11 protein-coding genes and 3 tRNA genes are annotated in these 16,670 nt (G+C 47.6%); 10 read left to right on the forward strand and 4 right to left on the reverse strand.

Features of this window, described 5'->3' with window-relative positions:
- Positions 1-156: 156 nt before the first annotated feature.
- On the reverse strand, positions 157-1,155 hold the full coding sequence (locus WJM45_RS05470; RefSeq protein WP_341327967.1) for a hypothetical protein: 999 nt from the start codon (positions 1,153-1,155) through the stop codon (positions 157-159).
- 362 nt (positions 1,156-1,517) lie between these two features.
- Between WJM45_RS05470 and norR the strand changes: the two genes are divergently transcribed.
- Positions 1,518-3,041, forward strand: a complete 1,524-nt coding sequence (gene norR / locus WJM45_RS05475) for a nitric oxide reductase transcriptional regulator NorR (RefSeq protein WP_341327968.1) — start codon at positions 1,518-1,520, stop codon at positions 3,039-3,041.
- A gap of 845 nt (positions 3,042-3,886) precedes the next feature.
- Here norR and WJM45_RS05480 read toward each other — a convergent pair.
- Entirely contained in the window at positions 3,887-5,587 is a 1,701-nt protein-coding gene (locus tag WJM45_RS05480; RefSeq protein WP_341327969.1) for a hypothetical protein, read from the reverse strand.
- A gap of 549 nt (positions 5,588-6,136) precedes the next feature.
- Between WJM45_RS05480 and WJM45_RS05485 the strand changes: the two genes are divergently transcribed.
- The 9 genes from WJM45_RS05485 (at position 6,137) to WJM45_RS05525 (ending at position 15,486) form a co-directional block, all read left to right on the forward strand.
- Positions 6,137-6,221, forward strand: a tRNA-Leu gene (locus tag WJM45_RS05485).
- Between the two features lie 114 nt (positions 6,222-6,335).
- Entirely contained in the window at positions 6,336-7,631 is a 1,296-nt protein-coding gene (gene tig / locus WJM45_RS05490) for a trigger factor (RefSeq protein ID WP_341327970.1), read from the forward strand.
- 18 nt (positions 7,632-7,649) lie between these two features.
- The gene (gene clpP, locus WJM45_RS05495) at positions 7,650-8,297 is read left to right on the forward strand and encodes an ATP-dependent Clp endopeptidase proteolytic subunit ClpP (RefSeq protein ID WP_341327971.1); all 648 of its coding nucleotides are present in this window, start codon (positions 7,650-7,652) and stop codon (positions 8,295-8,297) included.
- Positions 8,298-8,380: 83 nt separating this feature from the next.
- Positions 8,381-9,652: an ATP-dependent Clp protease ATP-binding subunit ClpX gene (gene clpX / locus WJM45_RS05500; protein WP_341327972.1), complete on the forward strand. Its 1,272-nt coding sequence runs from the start codon at positions 8,381-8,383 to the stop codon at positions 9,650-9,652.
- Positions 9,653-10,205: 553 nt separating this feature from the next.
- Positions 10,206-12,623, forward strand: coding sequence for an endopeptidase La (gene lon / locus WJM45_RS05505; RefSeq protein WP_341327973.1), 2,418 nt, complete (start codon positions 10,206-10,208; stop codon positions 12,621-12,623).
- 181 nt (positions 12,624-12,804) lie between these two features.
- Positions 12,805-13,077 (forward strand): HU family DNA-binding protein, encoded by a 273-nt coding sequence (locus WJM45_RS05510; protein WP_014149474.1) that lies wholly within the window; start codon positions 12,805-12,807, stop codon positions 13,075-13,077.
- A 13-nt stretch (positions 13,078-13,090) separates the two neighbouring features.
- A tRNA-Val gene (locus tag WJM45_RS05515) sits at positions 13,091-13,166 on the forward strand.
- Between the two features lie 8 nt (positions 13,167-13,174).
- Positions 13,175-13,251 (forward strand) — tRNA-Asp (locus WJM45_RS05520).
- Between the two features lie 372 nt (positions 13,252-13,623).
- Positions 13,624-15,486: a SurA N-terminal domain-containing protein gene (locus WJM45_RS05525; protein WP_341327974.1), complete on the forward strand. Its 1,863-nt coding sequence runs from the start codon at positions 13,624-13,626 to the stop codon at positions 15,484-15,486.
- Between the two features lie 128 nt (positions 15,487-15,614).
- On the opposite strand, the gene WJM45_RS05530 is transcribed toward WJM45_RS05525, so the two are convergent.
- Positions 15,615-15,770 (reverse strand): hypothetical protein, encoded by a 156-nt coding sequence (locus WJM45_RS05530; RefSeq protein WP_341327975.1) that lies wholly within the window; start codon positions 15,768-15,770, stop codon positions 15,615-15,617.
- Positions 15,771-15,834: 64 nt separating this feature from the next.
- On the reverse strand, positions 15,835-16,617 hold the full coding sequence (locus WJM45_RS05535; RefSeq protein WP_341327976.1) for an SDR family oxidoreductase: 783 nt from the start codon (positions 16,615-16,617) through the stop codon (positions 15,835-15,837).
- Positions 16,618-16,670: the final 53 nt, after the last annotated feature.

Here is a 16,670-nt window from a genome sequence, read left to right on the forward strand (position 1 = left end):
AGGGCAATGCAGGAGCAATTGCCGAGGAGCAAAAATCTGCCCTGCCGCCGACACCTGCCAATCGAGCAACCGAACCCTCCTTAAAATAGGGAAGTTATTTACGGCCAAATCCTTAAAGCATGGGGGAGGCGAATCTATTAACATATCGAGGCAAGGCTAAAATTGTGTATTGACCGGCGGGGCTTCGACGAAGGGTATTTTAGATGGGTTCAGAGCCGTTTTCCGAAGCGGCAACCCGATGTTACCGAGCCCGCGGTCGACGAGTCGCATGCCCATATCGGTAATCAGTTGTTTGAAGCGTTGGCCTTCGTTGTCGAGTAATGATTGCGACGAGCCGGAAATCGTATACGTTTCCGCGCTGGTTCTGGCGAAGACCGTGCCGTCGGCCGGATCGACCAAGCGCATGAGAATTTGTAGCGCTGTTTGACCTTCGAAGATTCGGTAATGTCCGATGCCGATTTCGAGAACCGCATCAAAACCGGCCGAATCCTTTAGCGAGCGGTAGTCGATCGAGGATTGCGTTTGTTCGTACCACTGCGCAACCGATTTGCGCCAGTCGGCTGGGTCGCTACTGAACCGAGCTGTGGGGCTAGGTAGCCGGTAATAATGGCTACTCAATTGGGATTTGATATTGTTAAAGGTCAATTGCGTCACTAGGTTTTCAGCCAAAGCCTGGCTCGGTAGCCAATAGTCTTGACCGAGGGGCGAGAGTGACGGGCGATGCGCGTCTTGTTCTATGTCGGGGGCGAACTCGGTAACGACATCTTCGTTGCTGATTAATCCCGAGACTAGCAGCTTGCCCGGATTGAGATAGATCTTTTTGGTCAAGGGTGTTGCGATCTCCATGTTCCGAAAGTGACGCTGCACCGGTAGGCGGTTGTCGATGGGATCGGGAATGACTTCGAGCGGCGGCGTTTCGATTGGGACGACGAGGATCTGGCGTAATTGTGCGGTTTTGTATGCAGGCGCCTTGATCGGCGGCGCTTGGCAACCCGATAATACTAAGGGAAGGAGTAATATGAATATACCGGTCATGATACTGCCGATTCGATTGCGCCGCGGTTTGCCGAAACGAGTAAGGAGCGCGCGGTAATCGAAGTCATGGCTATTGTTTGTGTTGGGGCTTAGCGCCGTGTTCAAAATTGATTTTGACATCGGTGATTTCCTGTCTTGAATTATTCGGTTGCTATAAATATCGGTGCCGGTGAATGATTTCGGTATGGGGAGAACAGTTGATCGCGTCGACTGGGGTATTCCGGCATGACTTGATGGATACGGAAGCAATTACTAGGCCAAATTTCAGGCTATTGAATAATAAGGAATTTTTTGTGGTGTGTTAGTGATTGTTGTCATAATGACACTTATCGATGGAGTGAGGTTTGACGTATACCAAAAAGATTTACTGAACAGTCTTGCATAGGCTGTAGGTGATCGTTGTAAAATAGGGGTGTGTCGTATTGACTCGAAACGAGTCTAAATAACACGGTATTTTATCGGATCAGCCTGGGATTATTGAAATGGATAATGCTATACGTGAAGTAGTGCTCACCTTGACCGCTAATTTGTCGATGAATGAGCGTTATACCGAATTTTTGAACGTGTTTGCCAGAATTACCGGTAATCATGCGTGCGCCCTGTTGCGTTATCAAGACGGGCTATTGATCCCTGTCGCGACACGCGGCTTGGTACCCAAGGTCCTCGATATGCAGTTTCAACCGGAGCTTCATCCGCGCTTATCGGTCATCATGCAATCGCGGGCCCCGGTTAGGTTCCCGGTCAACGACCCGAGGCCCGATCCTTATGACGGTCTGCTAAGTAACGATGCCAATGGGACGATTGGGGTTCATGCCTGTGTCGGTTGCGCCTTATATAATGAAAACACTCTATTCGGAGTGCTGTCCGCGGATTCGTTGGAGCCCGGTGCCTTTGATCATATCGAAGACAGCGTGTTTCGCATTTTTGCTGCCTTGGCAACGGTGTCGTTGCGATATGAATCGTATATCAATCGTTTGGAGCAGTTAGCAAAGCACCGTGAATTGGTCGCTAGTGAGTTGGTCAACGAGAACCTGCAGCGCAGTAATCAAACCTTGGGTGAAAGCCCGGCAATGCGGAAATTGAGCGGCGAGATCGATATCGTCGCCGGTTCCGATTTGACCGTTCTGCTGCTAGGCGAAACGGGGGTCGGTAAGGAAGTCATCGCGCGTATCATTCATGCCCGTTCGCCGCGAGCCGATCAGCCCTTGGTTTATGTCAATTGCGCGGCTTTGCCTGAAGCCTTGGCCGAAAGCGAATTATTCGGCCATGTGAAGGGGGCCTTCAGCGGCGCGAATAACGACCGCGCCGGTAAATTCGAATTAGCTAATGGCGGCACGCTGTTTTTGGACGAAGTCGGCGAATTGCCGTTGACGATACAGGCGAAATTGTTGCGCGCGGTGCAATTCGGCGAAATCCAGCGCATCGGTTCCGACAAGAGTCATCGAGCCGATGTGCGGATCATTGCCGCCACGAACCGAATGTTGGCCGAGGAAGTCAAGGCAGGCCGTTTTCGCGCCGATTTGTACCACAGGCTGAGTGTCTATCCGCTGCATGTTGCTCCGCTACGCGAACGTATCGTCGATATTGCCGTGCTGTCCCGGTATTTTCTTAATCAAGCTAGGGGGCGTTTAGGTTTGGTTAATGCCGGATTGGCCGCCGAAACCGTCGAGGTTCTGCAAAGTTACCGCTGGCCGGGCAATGTTCGAGAATTGGAGCATGTGATCTTGCGAGCGGTGCTCAGGGCTTCGTCGATACGAGGGCGCTCGGTGATACTGGAGCCGGGCGATTTGGATCTCGCGGAGAAACATGAGACGCTTGCGCAAGCCTCGCCGGTTATGCCAGAGGTTGAAAATGTTACTTTGTCGCAGGCGGTCGATGATTTTCAACGGCAATTGATCAGGACTGCTTATCTCGAAGAGGGATCGAATTGGGCGAAAACGGCCCGTCGCCTTGGTGTCGATCGAGGCAATTTGCACCGTTTGGCTAAACGTTTGGCGATCAAATGATAGTGAATGGCGTGGGCTTTGTGAGCCGCTTTTATGGATAGTATACCCGTCGTAGATCAAAATTCGGCGCCTGGGTGTCCGCTAAAGGACGCCGTAAACCCAGCACCTAAATTCCATAGGTCTTTGGCAATGATTTAAAATCATGGCTTATTTAGGTGCTGGGTAAATACGTCCATGTAGGCTCTATACCAGCTCCATGCTGGCAAAGCCTTTATCCTAGAAAAAGCATTTCACCATGAAGATCATGAAGAATAGAAGGTTAATTCAATAACTTATTACGCGTATGAATCAAGCTTTCGCTCACCAAAAAGGTTAGCGAGAAGATTTAAGTAATTTCCAGAAATCCTTCATGAACTTCATGTGCTTCATGGTTTAACTGCCGAATTTAAGTTTATCGGACACCCAGGCGCCTCCTCCTGACACTGCCAAAATTTGACCTGATTAGCAAGATGCTTCAGCTTGCCGAAACCAAGTGTCCAAGCAGAGGCCAGTCGTAGTCGCAAAAACTAAAATATGCTGTTACCCAAGCTCCAGCTTGGGTAACCTGTTCAGGAAGCTCTAGCTTCCCGACAATCAAGAAAAATTGAACGAGCAAGTCGCGGGGTTGATTGAGAGTGAGCGGAGGTTGTGTCGGTCTCAGGAAGCTCTTGCCCTGAGCCCTTCGGCTGCGCTTCCGGGGTGTTTTTCCCAAGCTGGAGCTTGGGAAAGAGCGTGAAGTGGGTGGCCGTTTTTAGCTTGACGTGCATGGCTTACGAACCCCGTCCTGCTAGGGATATGCTGATCTTTGGGCTTTAGCTGAAGAAGCTTGCTAATCAGGTCAAGACATGTTTATTCTTGGAAATTGCCTAAAATCGCGAACCGGTCAGTTCGACATCGGCTTCCGCCCAAACGTGCCGGAACTGAGTATCGATTTCATCGGCTTCGCGGTTTTTATGCTGTTCGCGTAAGCTTTGCGCTAGTCCGTACAATGACCAACCGTTTTGCGGATGATGCCGCAAATCCTCGCGATAAACGAGTTCGGCCTCTTGCGGTCGGTCCGCTTCGAGTAAAATCGCCCCCAAGACCTGCCTCGGCGGCAAATACCAGTCCTTGGGTTCGGTATAATTGAGGCCGTCTTCGAGTTCAATTGCGTGTTTGAGATGCCCGGCGGCTTTGTCGTAGTCTTTGCTTTCGGCGGCCAGTTCGCTGCTCAGAATTTCCGATCCGATTCGCAACAACGATGCGATCGGGTTTAAATCGAACACTTTCAATTCGGCAATAGCGGGATCGTTCAAGATTTTTTCAAGTTGAGCCAATTCCTGACGGGCAGACTCGGCTTGATTTGTTCTGAGTAAAGCCAGTCCGCGCGTATAATGCCAGATGCCTTTCGGATAAAGTAGATCGGGAGCCGGGGTAGGTTCATTCAAGATGGCTTCCCATTCGCCGAATAGGGCTTGAGTGTAAAGCGGGATCAAGGAAAAATGCTGCAAGGTGCCGTCAAAGCCGGGCTCGCGCAACAATTCCGGTTTGATCTTGGATGCTGTATCGGCGGCCGCCTGGATAGCCAATGCCTTGCGTCCGGTTTTGATTGCGGCAGCCCATAAAAAATGAAAATTATGCGGGACATAGGCAAGGGTATAGAGGCTTTCGGCATGGTTGTGACTCAGATAGCCGTGATCGGATTTAACAGCTTGCTGATTGGCCATAATCGCATCGCGGTAGCGCCCGGTGCGGATATAGATATGCGCCGGCATATGTACCAAATGGCCGGAAGCCGGTACCAAGGACGACAGGCGTTGAGCGCTCGGAAGCGCTTTTTCGGGGAATGGTGAGGCCTCGAGAGCGTGAATATATAAATGATTGGCGAGTGGATTATTGGCATCGATAGCCAGAGCTTGTTCTAACGTCGATATAATTTCCGCTGTCCAAGGTTTGGCCTCGCCTTGGTTGGTCCAAAAGTCCCATGGATGCAAATCCATCAAAGCTTCGGCAAATAGAGAGAGGATGACGGGGTCGTCAGGAAAGCGTTGAGCCACTTCGCGCATAGCCGCCGCATAGGCTTCATCGAGATATACCCGGTCTGCCGGCGCCTCTTTTACATAACGTTTGGTTAAGGCATGAATGAGGGCTTTTTCTTTGTCGGAGACCGAATCGGCGAGTGTCATCGCTTTTTGTACCGATGCATAGGCTTGTGGGACAGTGCTTGGGTCCATCGGCGCATTAATATTCGGTCCAAGGACTAGCGCTTCGCCCCAATAGCACATGGCGCAGGTCGAGTCCAAGCGATAGGCTTGACGAAACGAACGAGCCGCTTCGGCATGGTTGAAGCCGTAGGTTAGAATCAAGCCTTGGTCGAAATAGCGTTGCGCCGCAGTCGATGAAGTGGCGATCGAATAGCGGTGGTCGCCCAAATCGTCGAACAACGGTACGGTTTCGACTTGTACGTTATGGCAGCCATGGAGCAGCAGCGCCGAAAACAAGAGCTTTGTTAAATCATGCATGCGTTTTTTCTTTAGTGTGTGTTGCGAAAAGCGGGCGATGACGATTCGTGGGCCGTCATTGCTCATGAAGCACTATGTTAGTTTCATTGTTTATAGTTGGGTTCACGGCGTCTTGTCAAGCGAGCCATCGAGCCGCCGCAAAGTCTACTATACCCGTCGTAGATCAAAATTCGGCGCCTGGGTGTCCCGCTAAAGGACGCCGTGAACCCAGCCCTAAATCCAGCACCTAAATTCCATAGGTCTTTGGCAATGATTCAAAATCATGGCTTAATTTAGGTGCTGGGTGAATACGCCCATGTAGGCTCTATGCCGGCTCCATGCTGGCAAAGCCTTTATGAGCGCCATGGATGGCGTGAATGTCGATTTTGCAGGAGCGAAAATCGACCGGACACCCAAGCACCTCCTCTGTCACTGCCGAAATTTGAAGTGCGAAAGGTATATTTGTAGAAGTTATTTTGTGCATATTCCTTAAGTTATGTCCGTCACTGTAACAAATGGCGTGGACTGCCATAAGCGCTATCGAAACTTTGATATGAGATAAGTATGAATAAATGGTTTGAAAAAAAGGTTTGTATAATGGCGTATATCGAATATAATGCCGCGTTCATTTAATGTGCGAATGTGGCGGAACTGGTAGACGCGCTGGATTTAGGTTCCAGTAGGGTAGCCTGTGAGAGTTCGAGTCTCTCCATTCGCACCAATAAATTCTAAATACGCTACATTTCAAGTTAGTGTTCCCAACGTTAACTTTTCCAAGTCTTAAGCCTTTATCAGGCGTCTTAATCCAATCGTATCAAAATAGCTGAGGTAAAAAATGCAGGTTTCTGTCGAAAAAACATCGGAATTAAGCAGAAAAATGACCGTGAGCGTGCCTGAAGAGGTCGTTAAGGATAAAATGGAAAGCCGTTTTAAATCCTTGGCGCGCGAAGTCAAATTGGATGGTTTTCGACCGGGTAAAGTACCTCAGCATGTTATTAAAAAAATGTTCAAGGATAGGGTTCGAGAAGAAATCGCCGGTGATTTGATTCAGTCGACTTATTTTGAAGCCCTGCAAGAACAAAATTTAAGACCGGCAGGATATCCGCATATTCAGCCAATCGATGAGTCGGAGGGCTTCCAATACACGGCGGAGTTCGAAGTCTATCCCGAGATATCTCTTCAAGGAATTGACGGTATCGAAGTGGTTCGAAAAGTGGCGTCTGTCGAGGAAGCCGATCTTGACGCGATGATCGAGCAAATCAGAAATCAAAACAAAACTTGGGCTCCAGTGGAGCGTCCAGCTCAGGCTAACGATCAAGTTTGGATTAGCTTTTCTGGTGTTAGCGAAGGCGAGAATTTCACCGATGGCAAAGTCGACGACTATCCTGTCGAGATCGGCGCCAACAAAATGATACCCGGATTCGAAGACAATCTGATTGGTTTGAGTGCCGGCGACGTCAAAACTTTTACCGTGACATTCCCCGAACAATACGGTAACGCTAAGTTGGCAGGTAAGCCTGCGGAGTTTGAAGTTTCTGTAGCCAAGGTTGAAGAGTCTGTGGTTCCTGAAATAGACGCCGAATTTCTGAAAGATTACGGAGTTTTAGATGGCGATTTAACGACTTTCAAAGAGGATGTTAAGGCCAACATGGAACGGGAATTGAGGCAAGCTCTGCGTAACAACCTGAAAACTGCCGTAATGGATAGTTTGTATGCCAATATTTCGGTTACATTGCCTAAAACGCTTGTCGATCAGGAAGTCGAGGAAATAATCAAGCCCTATGTTGAAAACGCCAAAAAGCAAAATCGCAAGCTAGAGGAGTCTGAGTTACCTAGGGATGTTTTTGAGGAGCAGGCGCGTCGAAGAGTTGCTTTAGGCTTGATTCTGAGCGAGGTTATCCAGGCCAACAATATTAAAGTCGATGAAGCGAAAGTACGATCGACGATTGAAGATATGGCGCAAAGTTACGAGCGTTCTGAGGATGTTATTAATTGGTATTATTCCGATGAAAATCGTCTGAATGAAATTCGACAGCTGGTTTTGGAAGACCAAACCGTTGAGTGGATTGTCGAAAGAGCGAAAGTCACCGATGAAAAAGTCAATTTCGATGCTATCATGGGCAAGAAGTAACAGATCTTAGGAATGCAAATGCACTATCGAAATGAGTTAAATAATAACATGCAGCCACAGGCGGCCGGCGGTTTGGTCCCGATCGTCATTGAACAGACAGCTCGGGGCGAACGTTCGTTCGATATTTATTCCCGATTGCTCAAAGAGCGCGTGATTTTTTTGGTAGGGCAAGTCGAAGATTACATGGCCAATCTGGTTGTTGCGCAGTTATTGTTTCTCGAATCGGAAAATCCGGATAAAGACATTCATCTTTATATTAATTCTCCGGGCGGTTCGGTGACCGCGGGTATGTCGATATACGATACAATGCAGTTTATCAAGCCCGATGTCAGTACAATGTGTATTGGTCAGGCGGCGAGTATGGGAGCATTGTTGTTAACTGGCGGCGCTAAAGGTAAACGTTTTTGTTTGCCTCACTCGCGCATGATGATTCATCAACCTTTAGGCGGTTTTCAGGGGCAAGCTTCCGATATCGATATTCATGCTCGTGAAATATTATCAATTAGAGAAAAGCTCAATAAAGTTTTAGCTTTACATACCGGCCAGCCCATCGAAAAGATTCGTTTGGATACCGATAGGGATAACTTCTTGAGTGCGCACGATGCGGTCGAATATGGTTTGATCGATAAGGTCTTGACCAGTCGTGTCGGCGAAACTGTCAAATAACAATTTGCTAATGTTCGGGATATCCTTTTTACTGAATCGATTGATGCGAATACTTCAGTCTTGGGGTATGTGGGAGTCTATTTATGAGTAATGACAAAAGCGGTAAAGATGACGACAAGCTTCTTTATTGTTCTTTTTGCGGTAAAAGCCAGCATGAAGTCAGAAAACTGATTGCAGGTCCCTCGGTATACATATGCGACGAGTGCGTCGAGTTGTGTAACGATATTATCAGGGATGAATTGTTGGATGAGTCTTCAGAAGGCGATGGCTCTCTGCCGAAACCGTTAGAAATTAAAAACGTGCTGGATGAATATGTCATCGGGCAGGAACGTGCTAAAAAAACATTGGCTGTTGCGGTTTATAATCACTATAAACGATTACGCAGCAAATCCAGGAAAGATGAGGTCGAACTGGCGAAGAGTAATATTTTGCTTATCGGTCCGACCGGTTCGGGTAAAACCCTGTTGGCTGAAACATTGGCAAGATTGCTGGATGTTCCTTTCACGATCGCCGATGCGACCACATTAACCGAAGCCGGTTATGTCGGCGAAGATGTCGAAAACATCATTCAAAAAATTCTGCAGAAGTGCGATTACGATGTTGAAAAGGCGGAATCGGGTATCGTATATATCGATGAAATCGATAAGATATCCAGGAAGGCCGACAATCCGTCGATAACGCGTGATGTTTCAGGTGAGGGTGTGCAGCAAGCGTTATTGAAACTGATCGAAGGTACCGTAGCTTCAGTGCCTCCGCAAGGCGGTCGCAAGCATCCTCAGCAAGAATTTTTGCAAGTCAATACGGCGAATATTCTTTTTATTGTAGGTGGTGCATTCGCGGGATTGGATCGTGTGATCAAGGCCCGTTCCGAGAAAGGCGGCATCGGTTTTTCCGCCGAGGTCAAGGCCAAGGATAACGACAAGAATGTCGGAGAAATTTTTGCCCAGGTCGAAGCGGAGGATCTGATCAAGTATGGCTTGATTCCCGAGTTTGTCGGTCGTCTGCCGGTTGTTGCAACGCTTGAAGAATTGGATGAGGAAGCGTTGGTCAAGATCTTAACCGAACCTAAGAACGCCCTCGTCAAACAATATCAGCACTTATTTGAAATGGAAGGGGCCGAATTGGAGTTTAGAGAAGACTCTTTGCATGCCATTGCGCGCAAGTCTATGGAAAGAAAAACCGGAGCAAGAGGGTTGAGGACCATCGTTGAAAATGTCCTGTTGGATACAATGTATGAGCTGCCTTCAGCGGAAAATATCACAAAGGTCGTCGTGGATGAGGGTGTGATATCGGGCGAGTCTAAGCCGATTTTGGTTTATGAGTCCGAGATAAAAAAAGCGGCTTCGGATTCCTGATATCCCTTTTGCTAGTTAAGCTTCGGTGCAGGACTTCCGTTATCCATGGCGTTATACAAATCCGCTATGGCATAGCTCACTGGCTAAGTAACTATCTTGGTTATTTAGGTGCTAGTCAGGCGAGTCACAGGCCACTACCAAAACGTATCGTTCCCACGCTCTGCGCCACTGCCATTAAGTTAAGCCTTTTCTGGTTCCCACGGTCCTCCGTGGGAATCCGTACCTTGGCTGTCGAAACCAGATCGGTATGCGTTCCCACGCTGGAGCGATGGGAACGAGGAAAAATCTCCCCCAGCCACTCTTTTTCAAAGAGGGGAGTAAAACTCCAAGGATCTTAACTTAATGGCACTGACGCTCTGCGTGGGAACGATAGTGGGTGTGAATAATTACTATATTTCTTAGCATAAAAAAGGGCTTTATATGTTACATATAAAGCCCTTTTTTATGCTTACTTGCGATGGTTATTCTCTCAAAACTTGCTATTTTAATAAGTGGCCTTATATTAAAGTTATTGAGAAATAATAAATGACCCCTTTTGCGGAAGCTTATTGAAATGACAGTTATACATCAAACAAAAATGATCGTGCCGGTTTTGCCGTTAAGAGATGTCGTGGTTTATCCGCACATGGTGATTCCATTATTTGTGGGAAGGGACAAATCGATTGTCGCTCTCGATTCGGCAATGAAGGATAACAAGCAAGTGCTTTTAGTCGCACAAAAAGAAGCCGAAGTCGATGATCCGGATTTTACCGATTTATATCAGGTGGGAACATTGGCGAATATCCTCCAATTGCTTAAATTGCCTGACGGAACCGTAAAAGTGCTAGTCGAGGGCGGTAAACGCTGCCAGGTGCATAAATATGAGTTTTCCGACGGTTATTTTTCGGCCATGGTTTCCGAGATTAATGACATTATTACGATGTCCGAGCAAGAGCAGGAAGTCTTGCAACGTACTGCAATGGGATCTTTCGATCAATATGTCAAGCTGAACAACAAGATCCCTCCCGAGGTTTTGAATGCACTAGCCGGTATCGACGATCCGGGGCGTTTCGCCGATACCGTGGCGGCTCACATGACGCTGAAAGTTTCCGATAAACAAACGATATTGGAATTATCCGATATTCAACAACGTTTGGAAGCTTTGATGACGTTGATGGAAGGCGAGGTCGATTTACTCGAAATGGAGAAGAGTATTCGCGGGCGCGTCAAGCAACAAATGGAGAAAAACCAAAGGGAGTATTATCTGAATGAACAGATGAAGGCGATACAAAAGGAATTGGGAGAAATGGACGATGCGCCTTACGAAATCGAAGAGCTTGAAAAGAAAATCAATTCGGCCGGTATGACGGCGGAAGCGAAAGAGAAGGCGACCGCTGAGCTCAATAAGTTGAAAATGATGTCGCCGATGTCGGCCGAAGCGACTGTGGTGCGTAACTATATCGACTGGATGGTTAATGTGCCATGGAAAAAGAAAACCAAGGTCAGGCATGATTTAAAAGTGGCGGAAGAGGTATTGGAAGCCGAGCATTACGGGCTTGAAAAAGTGAAAGAAAGGATTCTTGAGTATTTGGCCGTGCAACAAAGAGTTAAACGCTTGAAGGGTCCTATTTTATGCTTAGTGGGTCCTCCTGGTGTCGGCAAGACCTCATTAGGCGAATCGATTGCGCGTGCAACTAATCGTAAATATGTTCGCATGGCATTAGGCGGGGTTAGGGATGAGGCCGAAATTCGCGGGCATCGGCGTACTTATATCGGTTCTATGCCCGGCAAGATTTTGCAGAATTTGGCTAAGGTGAAAACGCGAAACCCGATGTTTCTGTTGGACGAAATCGACAAAATGGCTGCCGATTTTCGTGGCGACCCGGCATCGGCATTATTAGAGGTCCTCGATCCCGAGCAAAATCACACCTTTTCGGATCATTATCTAGAAGTGGATTTCGATCTGTCCGATGTGATGTTTGTAGCGACGGCCAATACGATGAATATTCCGGCGGCATTACTTGATCGCATGGAGGTTATTCGTCTCGCCGGCTACACTGAAGATGAAAAAATCAACATCGCGATGCGTTATTTGATTCCCAAGCAAATCAAAAATAACGGTTTGAAAGAAAAAGAAATCGACATTGATGAATCGGCGGTCAGGGATATTATTCGTTACTATACGCGAGAGGCGGGTGTCAGAAGCTTGGAGCGAGAGATTTCTAAAATTTGCCGTAAAGTCGTTAAGGATTTGTTGCTTCAACAAAAAGACGCTAAGGTACTAGTAGATTCGACTAACCTGGACAAATATTTGGGCGTTAGGCGTTTCAATTACGGATTGGCGGAAGAGCATGATCAAATCGGTCAAGTGACCGGTTTGGCGTGGACCGAGGTTGGCGGCGAATTGCTGACGATTGAGACAGCGGTTATTCCGGGCAAAGGCAAGCAAACCGCAACCGGAAAACTCGGCGATGTGATGAAAGAGTCTATCGAGGCGGCAATGACTGTGGTGCGAAGTCGTGCGGCTGTGCTCGATATCGATAATGAAGTTTTTCAAAAAAACGATATTCACATTCATGTCCCTGAAGGAGCGACACCGAAAGATGGGCCTAGTGCCGGTATCGGTATGTGTACCGCGATTATTTCCGCATTGACCAAAATACCGGTTAAGGCTAGTGTAGCAATGACGGGGGAAATCACATTAAGAGGCGAAGTATTGCCTATCGGCGGCCTGAAAGAAAAGTTGCTGGCCGCTCATCGCGGAGGCATTACTACGGTTTTGATTCCTGCGGAAAATGAAAAAGATTTAGCCGAGATTCCGGTAAATATAAAAGAAAAGCTGACGATTAAATGTGTACACTGGATCGATGAGGTCTTGGTTGAAGCGTTGCAGTACATGCCTGTTCCCGGCAATAAGAAAAAATCGATTGAACATGCTAAAAAAACCGAAGCGGCTGCTAAAGCAAAAAAACAGAATGTAACCGCGCATTAATAGGCCTTTTTTTGTTAAAGTGTGCTTAAAACCGGAAAATGCCTGGTCTGGAGAGTTTAAAGCTTGACACTTAAGGAGTCGTGTTGATATAAATGTTCGCTTTCTTATGTGGCGGGGGGCGGCATAAGAAAATAAGCGCTTTGCTTATACACTTAACTTTAATAATTTCCTAGGGGGAATAATGAACAAATCTGAACTTATTGATGCTATCGCGGATTCATCAGGATTAACGAAAGCGGATGCCGGTCGTGCCTTAGATGGTTTTTTAAGTGCGGTAACAACAGCTTTAAGCAAAGGCGATTCTTTAGCGTTGGTTGGTTTCGGTACGTTTTCTGTCAAAGAAAGAGCAGAGCGCAAAGGACGTAATCCGCAAACGGGTGAAGAAATTACCATTAGTGCTGCAAAAATTCCTACATTTAAAGCTGGTAAATCTTTAAAAGATGCTGTAAACTAGCGATTCTTTAGTCGGGTGCTTAGCTCAGCTGGGAGAGCATCGCCCTTACAAGGCGAGGGTCGGGGGTTCGATCCCCTCAGCACCCACCACAGACTTAGGAGCGGTAGTTCAGTTGGTTAGAATACCGGCCTGTCACGCCGGGGGTCGCGGGTTCGAGCCCCGTCCGCTCCGCCAAATATAAAACCCCGGGCCGTTCCACGGTTCGGGGTTTTTTTTTGCTTCGATTGAAGGTAGCTATTACTCCCATCTGATCGGAAGAGCATCCTAATTTCTGGAGGATCTGGGTTATGGCGTTCGAATTGTCTCGCCAAACTCGCATGGATGGGATCATCCAGACCCTAAATTCCAAGCGTTTTAATTACTGAATCGAATTTCGTTATACCTTTCGCACTTCAAATTTCGGCCGCGCCAAAGGAAGCAACTGATGCCGAACTTTGATCTACGATAGGTATAAAAGGAGTCGAGTGAAAATTTGGCGGTAGCCTAAGAATCAATGCACATGAGTGTTCTTACAAATCAAGTTACTTTTATTTAAGGATCTAGCATATGCTGACAAAGATAAGAGAAAAAGCGCAGGGCGTGTTCTCGTGGGTCATTCTGATTGCAATCACAGTGCCTTTTGCTTTATGGGGAATTCAAAACTATGTCGATGTCGGGAAAGAAACTCCGGTTGCATCGGTCGGCGATAGAGATTTTTTTCAACGCGATGTATCTAAAGCTTACGCTCAATTCAGTCAAAGTTTGCAAGGTTTGGAGATTGACGAGGAAACGCTTAAGCAGCAAGCGCTGCAAAAATTGATTCAAGATGAGGTGCTTTTGCAGCATGTGCAATCGCAAGGCTTGGTGATAACCGATAAAACGGCTAGGGATTTTATCCAGTCCTTGGATTATTTTCAGGTGGATGGCCGGTTTGATAAAAACCAATACCAAGCATTACTGGGTTCTCAAGGCATGTCTTCGATGGAATTTGTAGGCAGAATTAAGAATGCATTGATGATGGAGCAGTTTCAACATGCGGTCGTTAAAAGCAGTTTTGCTACACCATACGATGTTGAAAGTTTTTTTAAAATTCAAAATCAACTACGGGATATTGAATATTTGACCGTTTCGGTCAAGACGATTGACGAGCAGCCTGGTGAAGAAGAAATCGAAGCTTTTTACCGGCAATATCAAGATAATTATCGTACCCCCGAGCAAGTTTCGGTCGATTATATCGAGTTATCGCTTAATGAGCTTGCCGACGCGGTCGAGGTTGACGACGATAAATTGCGTGCTTTTTATGAAGAGCAAAAGGAGTTTTTCAGCACTAAAGAGCGCCGAAAAATCAGCCACATACTGTTTGCAGTGACGAGTGAAACCGATGATGCGGCAGCGTTGGCAAAGGCACAGGCAGCAAAACAGCAATTGCAAACCGAGTCGTTTGCTAAAGTTGCCGAAGCCTTGTCCGATGATAAATTAACGGCAAAATCCGGCGGTGATTTAGGGCTATTCGAAGCCGGCGTAATGGAAAAAGCCTTCGAGGATGCAGCGAGTGCGCTGCAGTTGGGTGAGGTTTCCGATCCGGTTAGGTCGGCTTTCGGTTATCACCTGATTAAAGTGACCGAACTGATTCCCCGGGAAACTAAGTCTTTCGAGGATGTTAAGGATGAAGTAAAACGATCCTACCAAAAAACGGAAGCCGAAAATAAATATTACGAGCTTGGGCAAACGCTGACGGAGTTCAGCTACGAGCATTCCGAAGACTTGCTCGAAGTAGCGGACGCTTTAGGGTTGACGATTAAAACGACGAAACTCTTTACCCGTGACCAAGGCGAAGGGATCGCCGCGGAACAGAGGGTTCGTAATACAGCGTTTTCTGAAGATGTCTTGAAAGGCAATAACAGCGAGCCGCTCGAACTGGAGGGCGATCGATTGATCGTACTGCATGTCAAGGATCATCAGCCTGCTGCCGTGCGCGAACTGGCTGAAGTCAAGAATGACGTCATCGAAGCGTTGTTGTTGTCGAAATCTAGACGTCAAGCTGAAGAGCGGGTGTTCGATCTTAAAAGCCGGGCAATAGCCGGCGAGAGCTTGAAGAAATTAGCCGAAGAAGCAAACGATGTTAGTCACAAATCGATAAAAGGCTTGTCGCGCACTAGTTCGGAAGTTCCCGGCGAACTTTTGCAGGCTGTTTTTAAAGCCGCCAAACCTGTCGCTGATCAGCCGAATCTTTTTGTCGCGCCTTTGAGCAGCGGTGAGCAAGTGTTGGTGAGCTTGCAGAATGTTACTGATGGCAAGATGACTGAAGAAGACAAAAAACGTATGGAATTGGCAACCAAAAATATTGCCAATGCGTTAGGTCAGTCGTTATTTAGTGCGGTAATGGCAAATTTGCAAGAAAAGGCCGATGTAATTGTCCGATCAAAATGATTGAGTCCGGATCTTGGGGCAGCGTTTTAGCAAAAGCGTTGCCTTATCGGATTTAAAAATGGCATAACGTTCATGAAGGCCCGGCCATCGCCCCGACAAATGAAAGTGCGAGGAATGGCTGGGTACGGTCACTCGCCCGACAGGACGCCGTAAATACGTCCATGTAGGCTCGACGGCGGCGACTGATTGCCATGGATGGCATGAATGCAGATTTTGCAGGAGCAAAAATCTGCCCTGCCGCCGACGCCTGTCGATCGAGCAACCGCACCCGCTTCGGTTCGCATACTTTCACAGTCAAAAAAGGGAGCTTTAAGCTCCCTTTTTTGACTGCGTTATTCTTGGAAAGAATTAGGATGCAGCTAAACCCGCTATGTTATAGCCGGCGTCAACATAGGTAATTTCTCCGGTGATGCCGGAAGCCAGGTCCGAGCATAAAAATGCCGCAGCATTGCCGACTTCTTCTATGGTGACATTCTTTTTCAGTGGTGACGTATCAGCCGCTTTACTCAGCATCGCCTTAAAATTGTTAATGCCGGAAGCGGCTAGTGTTCTAATGGGGCCGGCTGAAACCGCGTTGACACGGGTGCCTTCGGCACCTAAGGCTACGGCCATATAGCGGACATTGGCTTCCAGGCTGGCTTTAGCGACCCCCATGACATTGTAATTCGGGATCGCGCGTTCGGCGCCTAGATAGCTTAGCGTCAACAAGGCGCCGTTGCGTCCTTTCATCATCGGCCGGCCCGCTTTAGCCAGTGCGGTAAAGCTGTAAGAACTGATATCGTGAGCGATTTGAAAATTCTCTCGGGTCGTGGCTTCGACATAATCGCCGTCCAGCGCTTCTCTAGGCGCATAAGCCACCGAATGCACGATGCAGTCCAGTCCATCCCAATGCTTGCCCAGTTCCTTGAATACGCCTTCGATATGGTCGTCATTGCTGACATCGCACTCGACAGTAATATTGGAGCCGCACTCGGCGGCCATTGTAACGACACGTTCTTGCAATTTGTCGTTTTGGAACGTAAATGCCAGTTCGGCACCTTCACGGTGCATTGCCTTGGCAATACCCCAAGCGATTGAGCGGTTGCTGGCCAAGCCGACAATCAAGACGCGTTTGCCTTGCATGAAACCCATATTATCTCTCCATTGGTTTATTGTTAGAATAACGCAAAGTATCTCTAACCGTT

Origin of the sequence: Methylotuvimicrobium sp. KM2, assembly GCF_038051925.1 — a bacterium.
Classification (GTDB): Bacteria; Pseudomonadota; Gammaproteobacteria; order Methylococcales; family Methylomonadaceae; genus Methylotuvimicrobium.

What these genes read in the sequence shown, in the direction of transcription:
- lon (WP_341327973.1), top strand. Translation starts at nt 10,206, where the DNA reads ATGACAGTTATACATCAAACAAAAATGATCGTGCCGGTTTTGCCGTTA.
- tig (WP_341327970.1), top strand. Translation starts at nt 6,336, where the DNA reads ATGCAGGTTTCTGTCGAAAAAACATCGGAATTAAGCAGAAAAATGACC.
- WJM45_RS05510 (WP_014149474.1), top strand. Translation starts at nt 12,805, where the DNA reads ATGAACAAATCTGAACTTATTGATGCTATCGCGGATTCATCAGGATTA.
- clpP (WP_341327971.1), top strand. Translation starts at nt 7,650, where the DNA reads ATGCACTATCGAAATGAGTTAAATAATAACATGCAGCCACAGGCGGCC.
- norR (WP_341327968.1), top strand. Translation starts at nt 1,518, where the DNA reads ATGGATAATGCTATACGTGAAGTAGTGCTCACCTTGACCGCTAATTTG.
- WJM45_RS05470 (WP_341327967.1), bottom strand. Translation starts at nt 1,155, where the DNA reads ATGTCAAAATCAATTTTGAACACGGCGCTAAGCCCCAACACAAACAAT.
- WJM45_RS05530 (WP_341327975.1), bottom strand. Translation starts at nt 15,770, where the DNA reads ATGCGAACCGAAGCGGGTGCGGTTGCTCGATCGACAGGCGTCGGCGGC.
- WJM45_RS05480 (WP_341327969.1), bottom strand. Translation starts at nt 5,587, where the DNA reads ATGAGCAATGACGGCCCACGAATCGTCATCGCCCGCTTTTCGCAACAC.
- clpX (WP_341327972.1), top strand. Translation starts at nt 8,381, where the DNA reads ATGAGTAATGACAAAAGCGGTAAAGATGACGACAAGCTTCTTTATTGT.
- WJM45_RS05535 (WP_341327976.1), bottom strand. Translation starts at nt 16,617, where the DNA reads ATGGGTTTCATGCAAGGCAAACGCGTCTTGATTGTCGGCTTGGCCAGC.
- WJM45_RS05525 (WP_341327974.1), top strand. Translation starts at nt 13,624, where the DNA reads ATGCTGACAAAGATAAGAGAAAAAGCGCAGGGCGTGTTCTCGTGGGTC.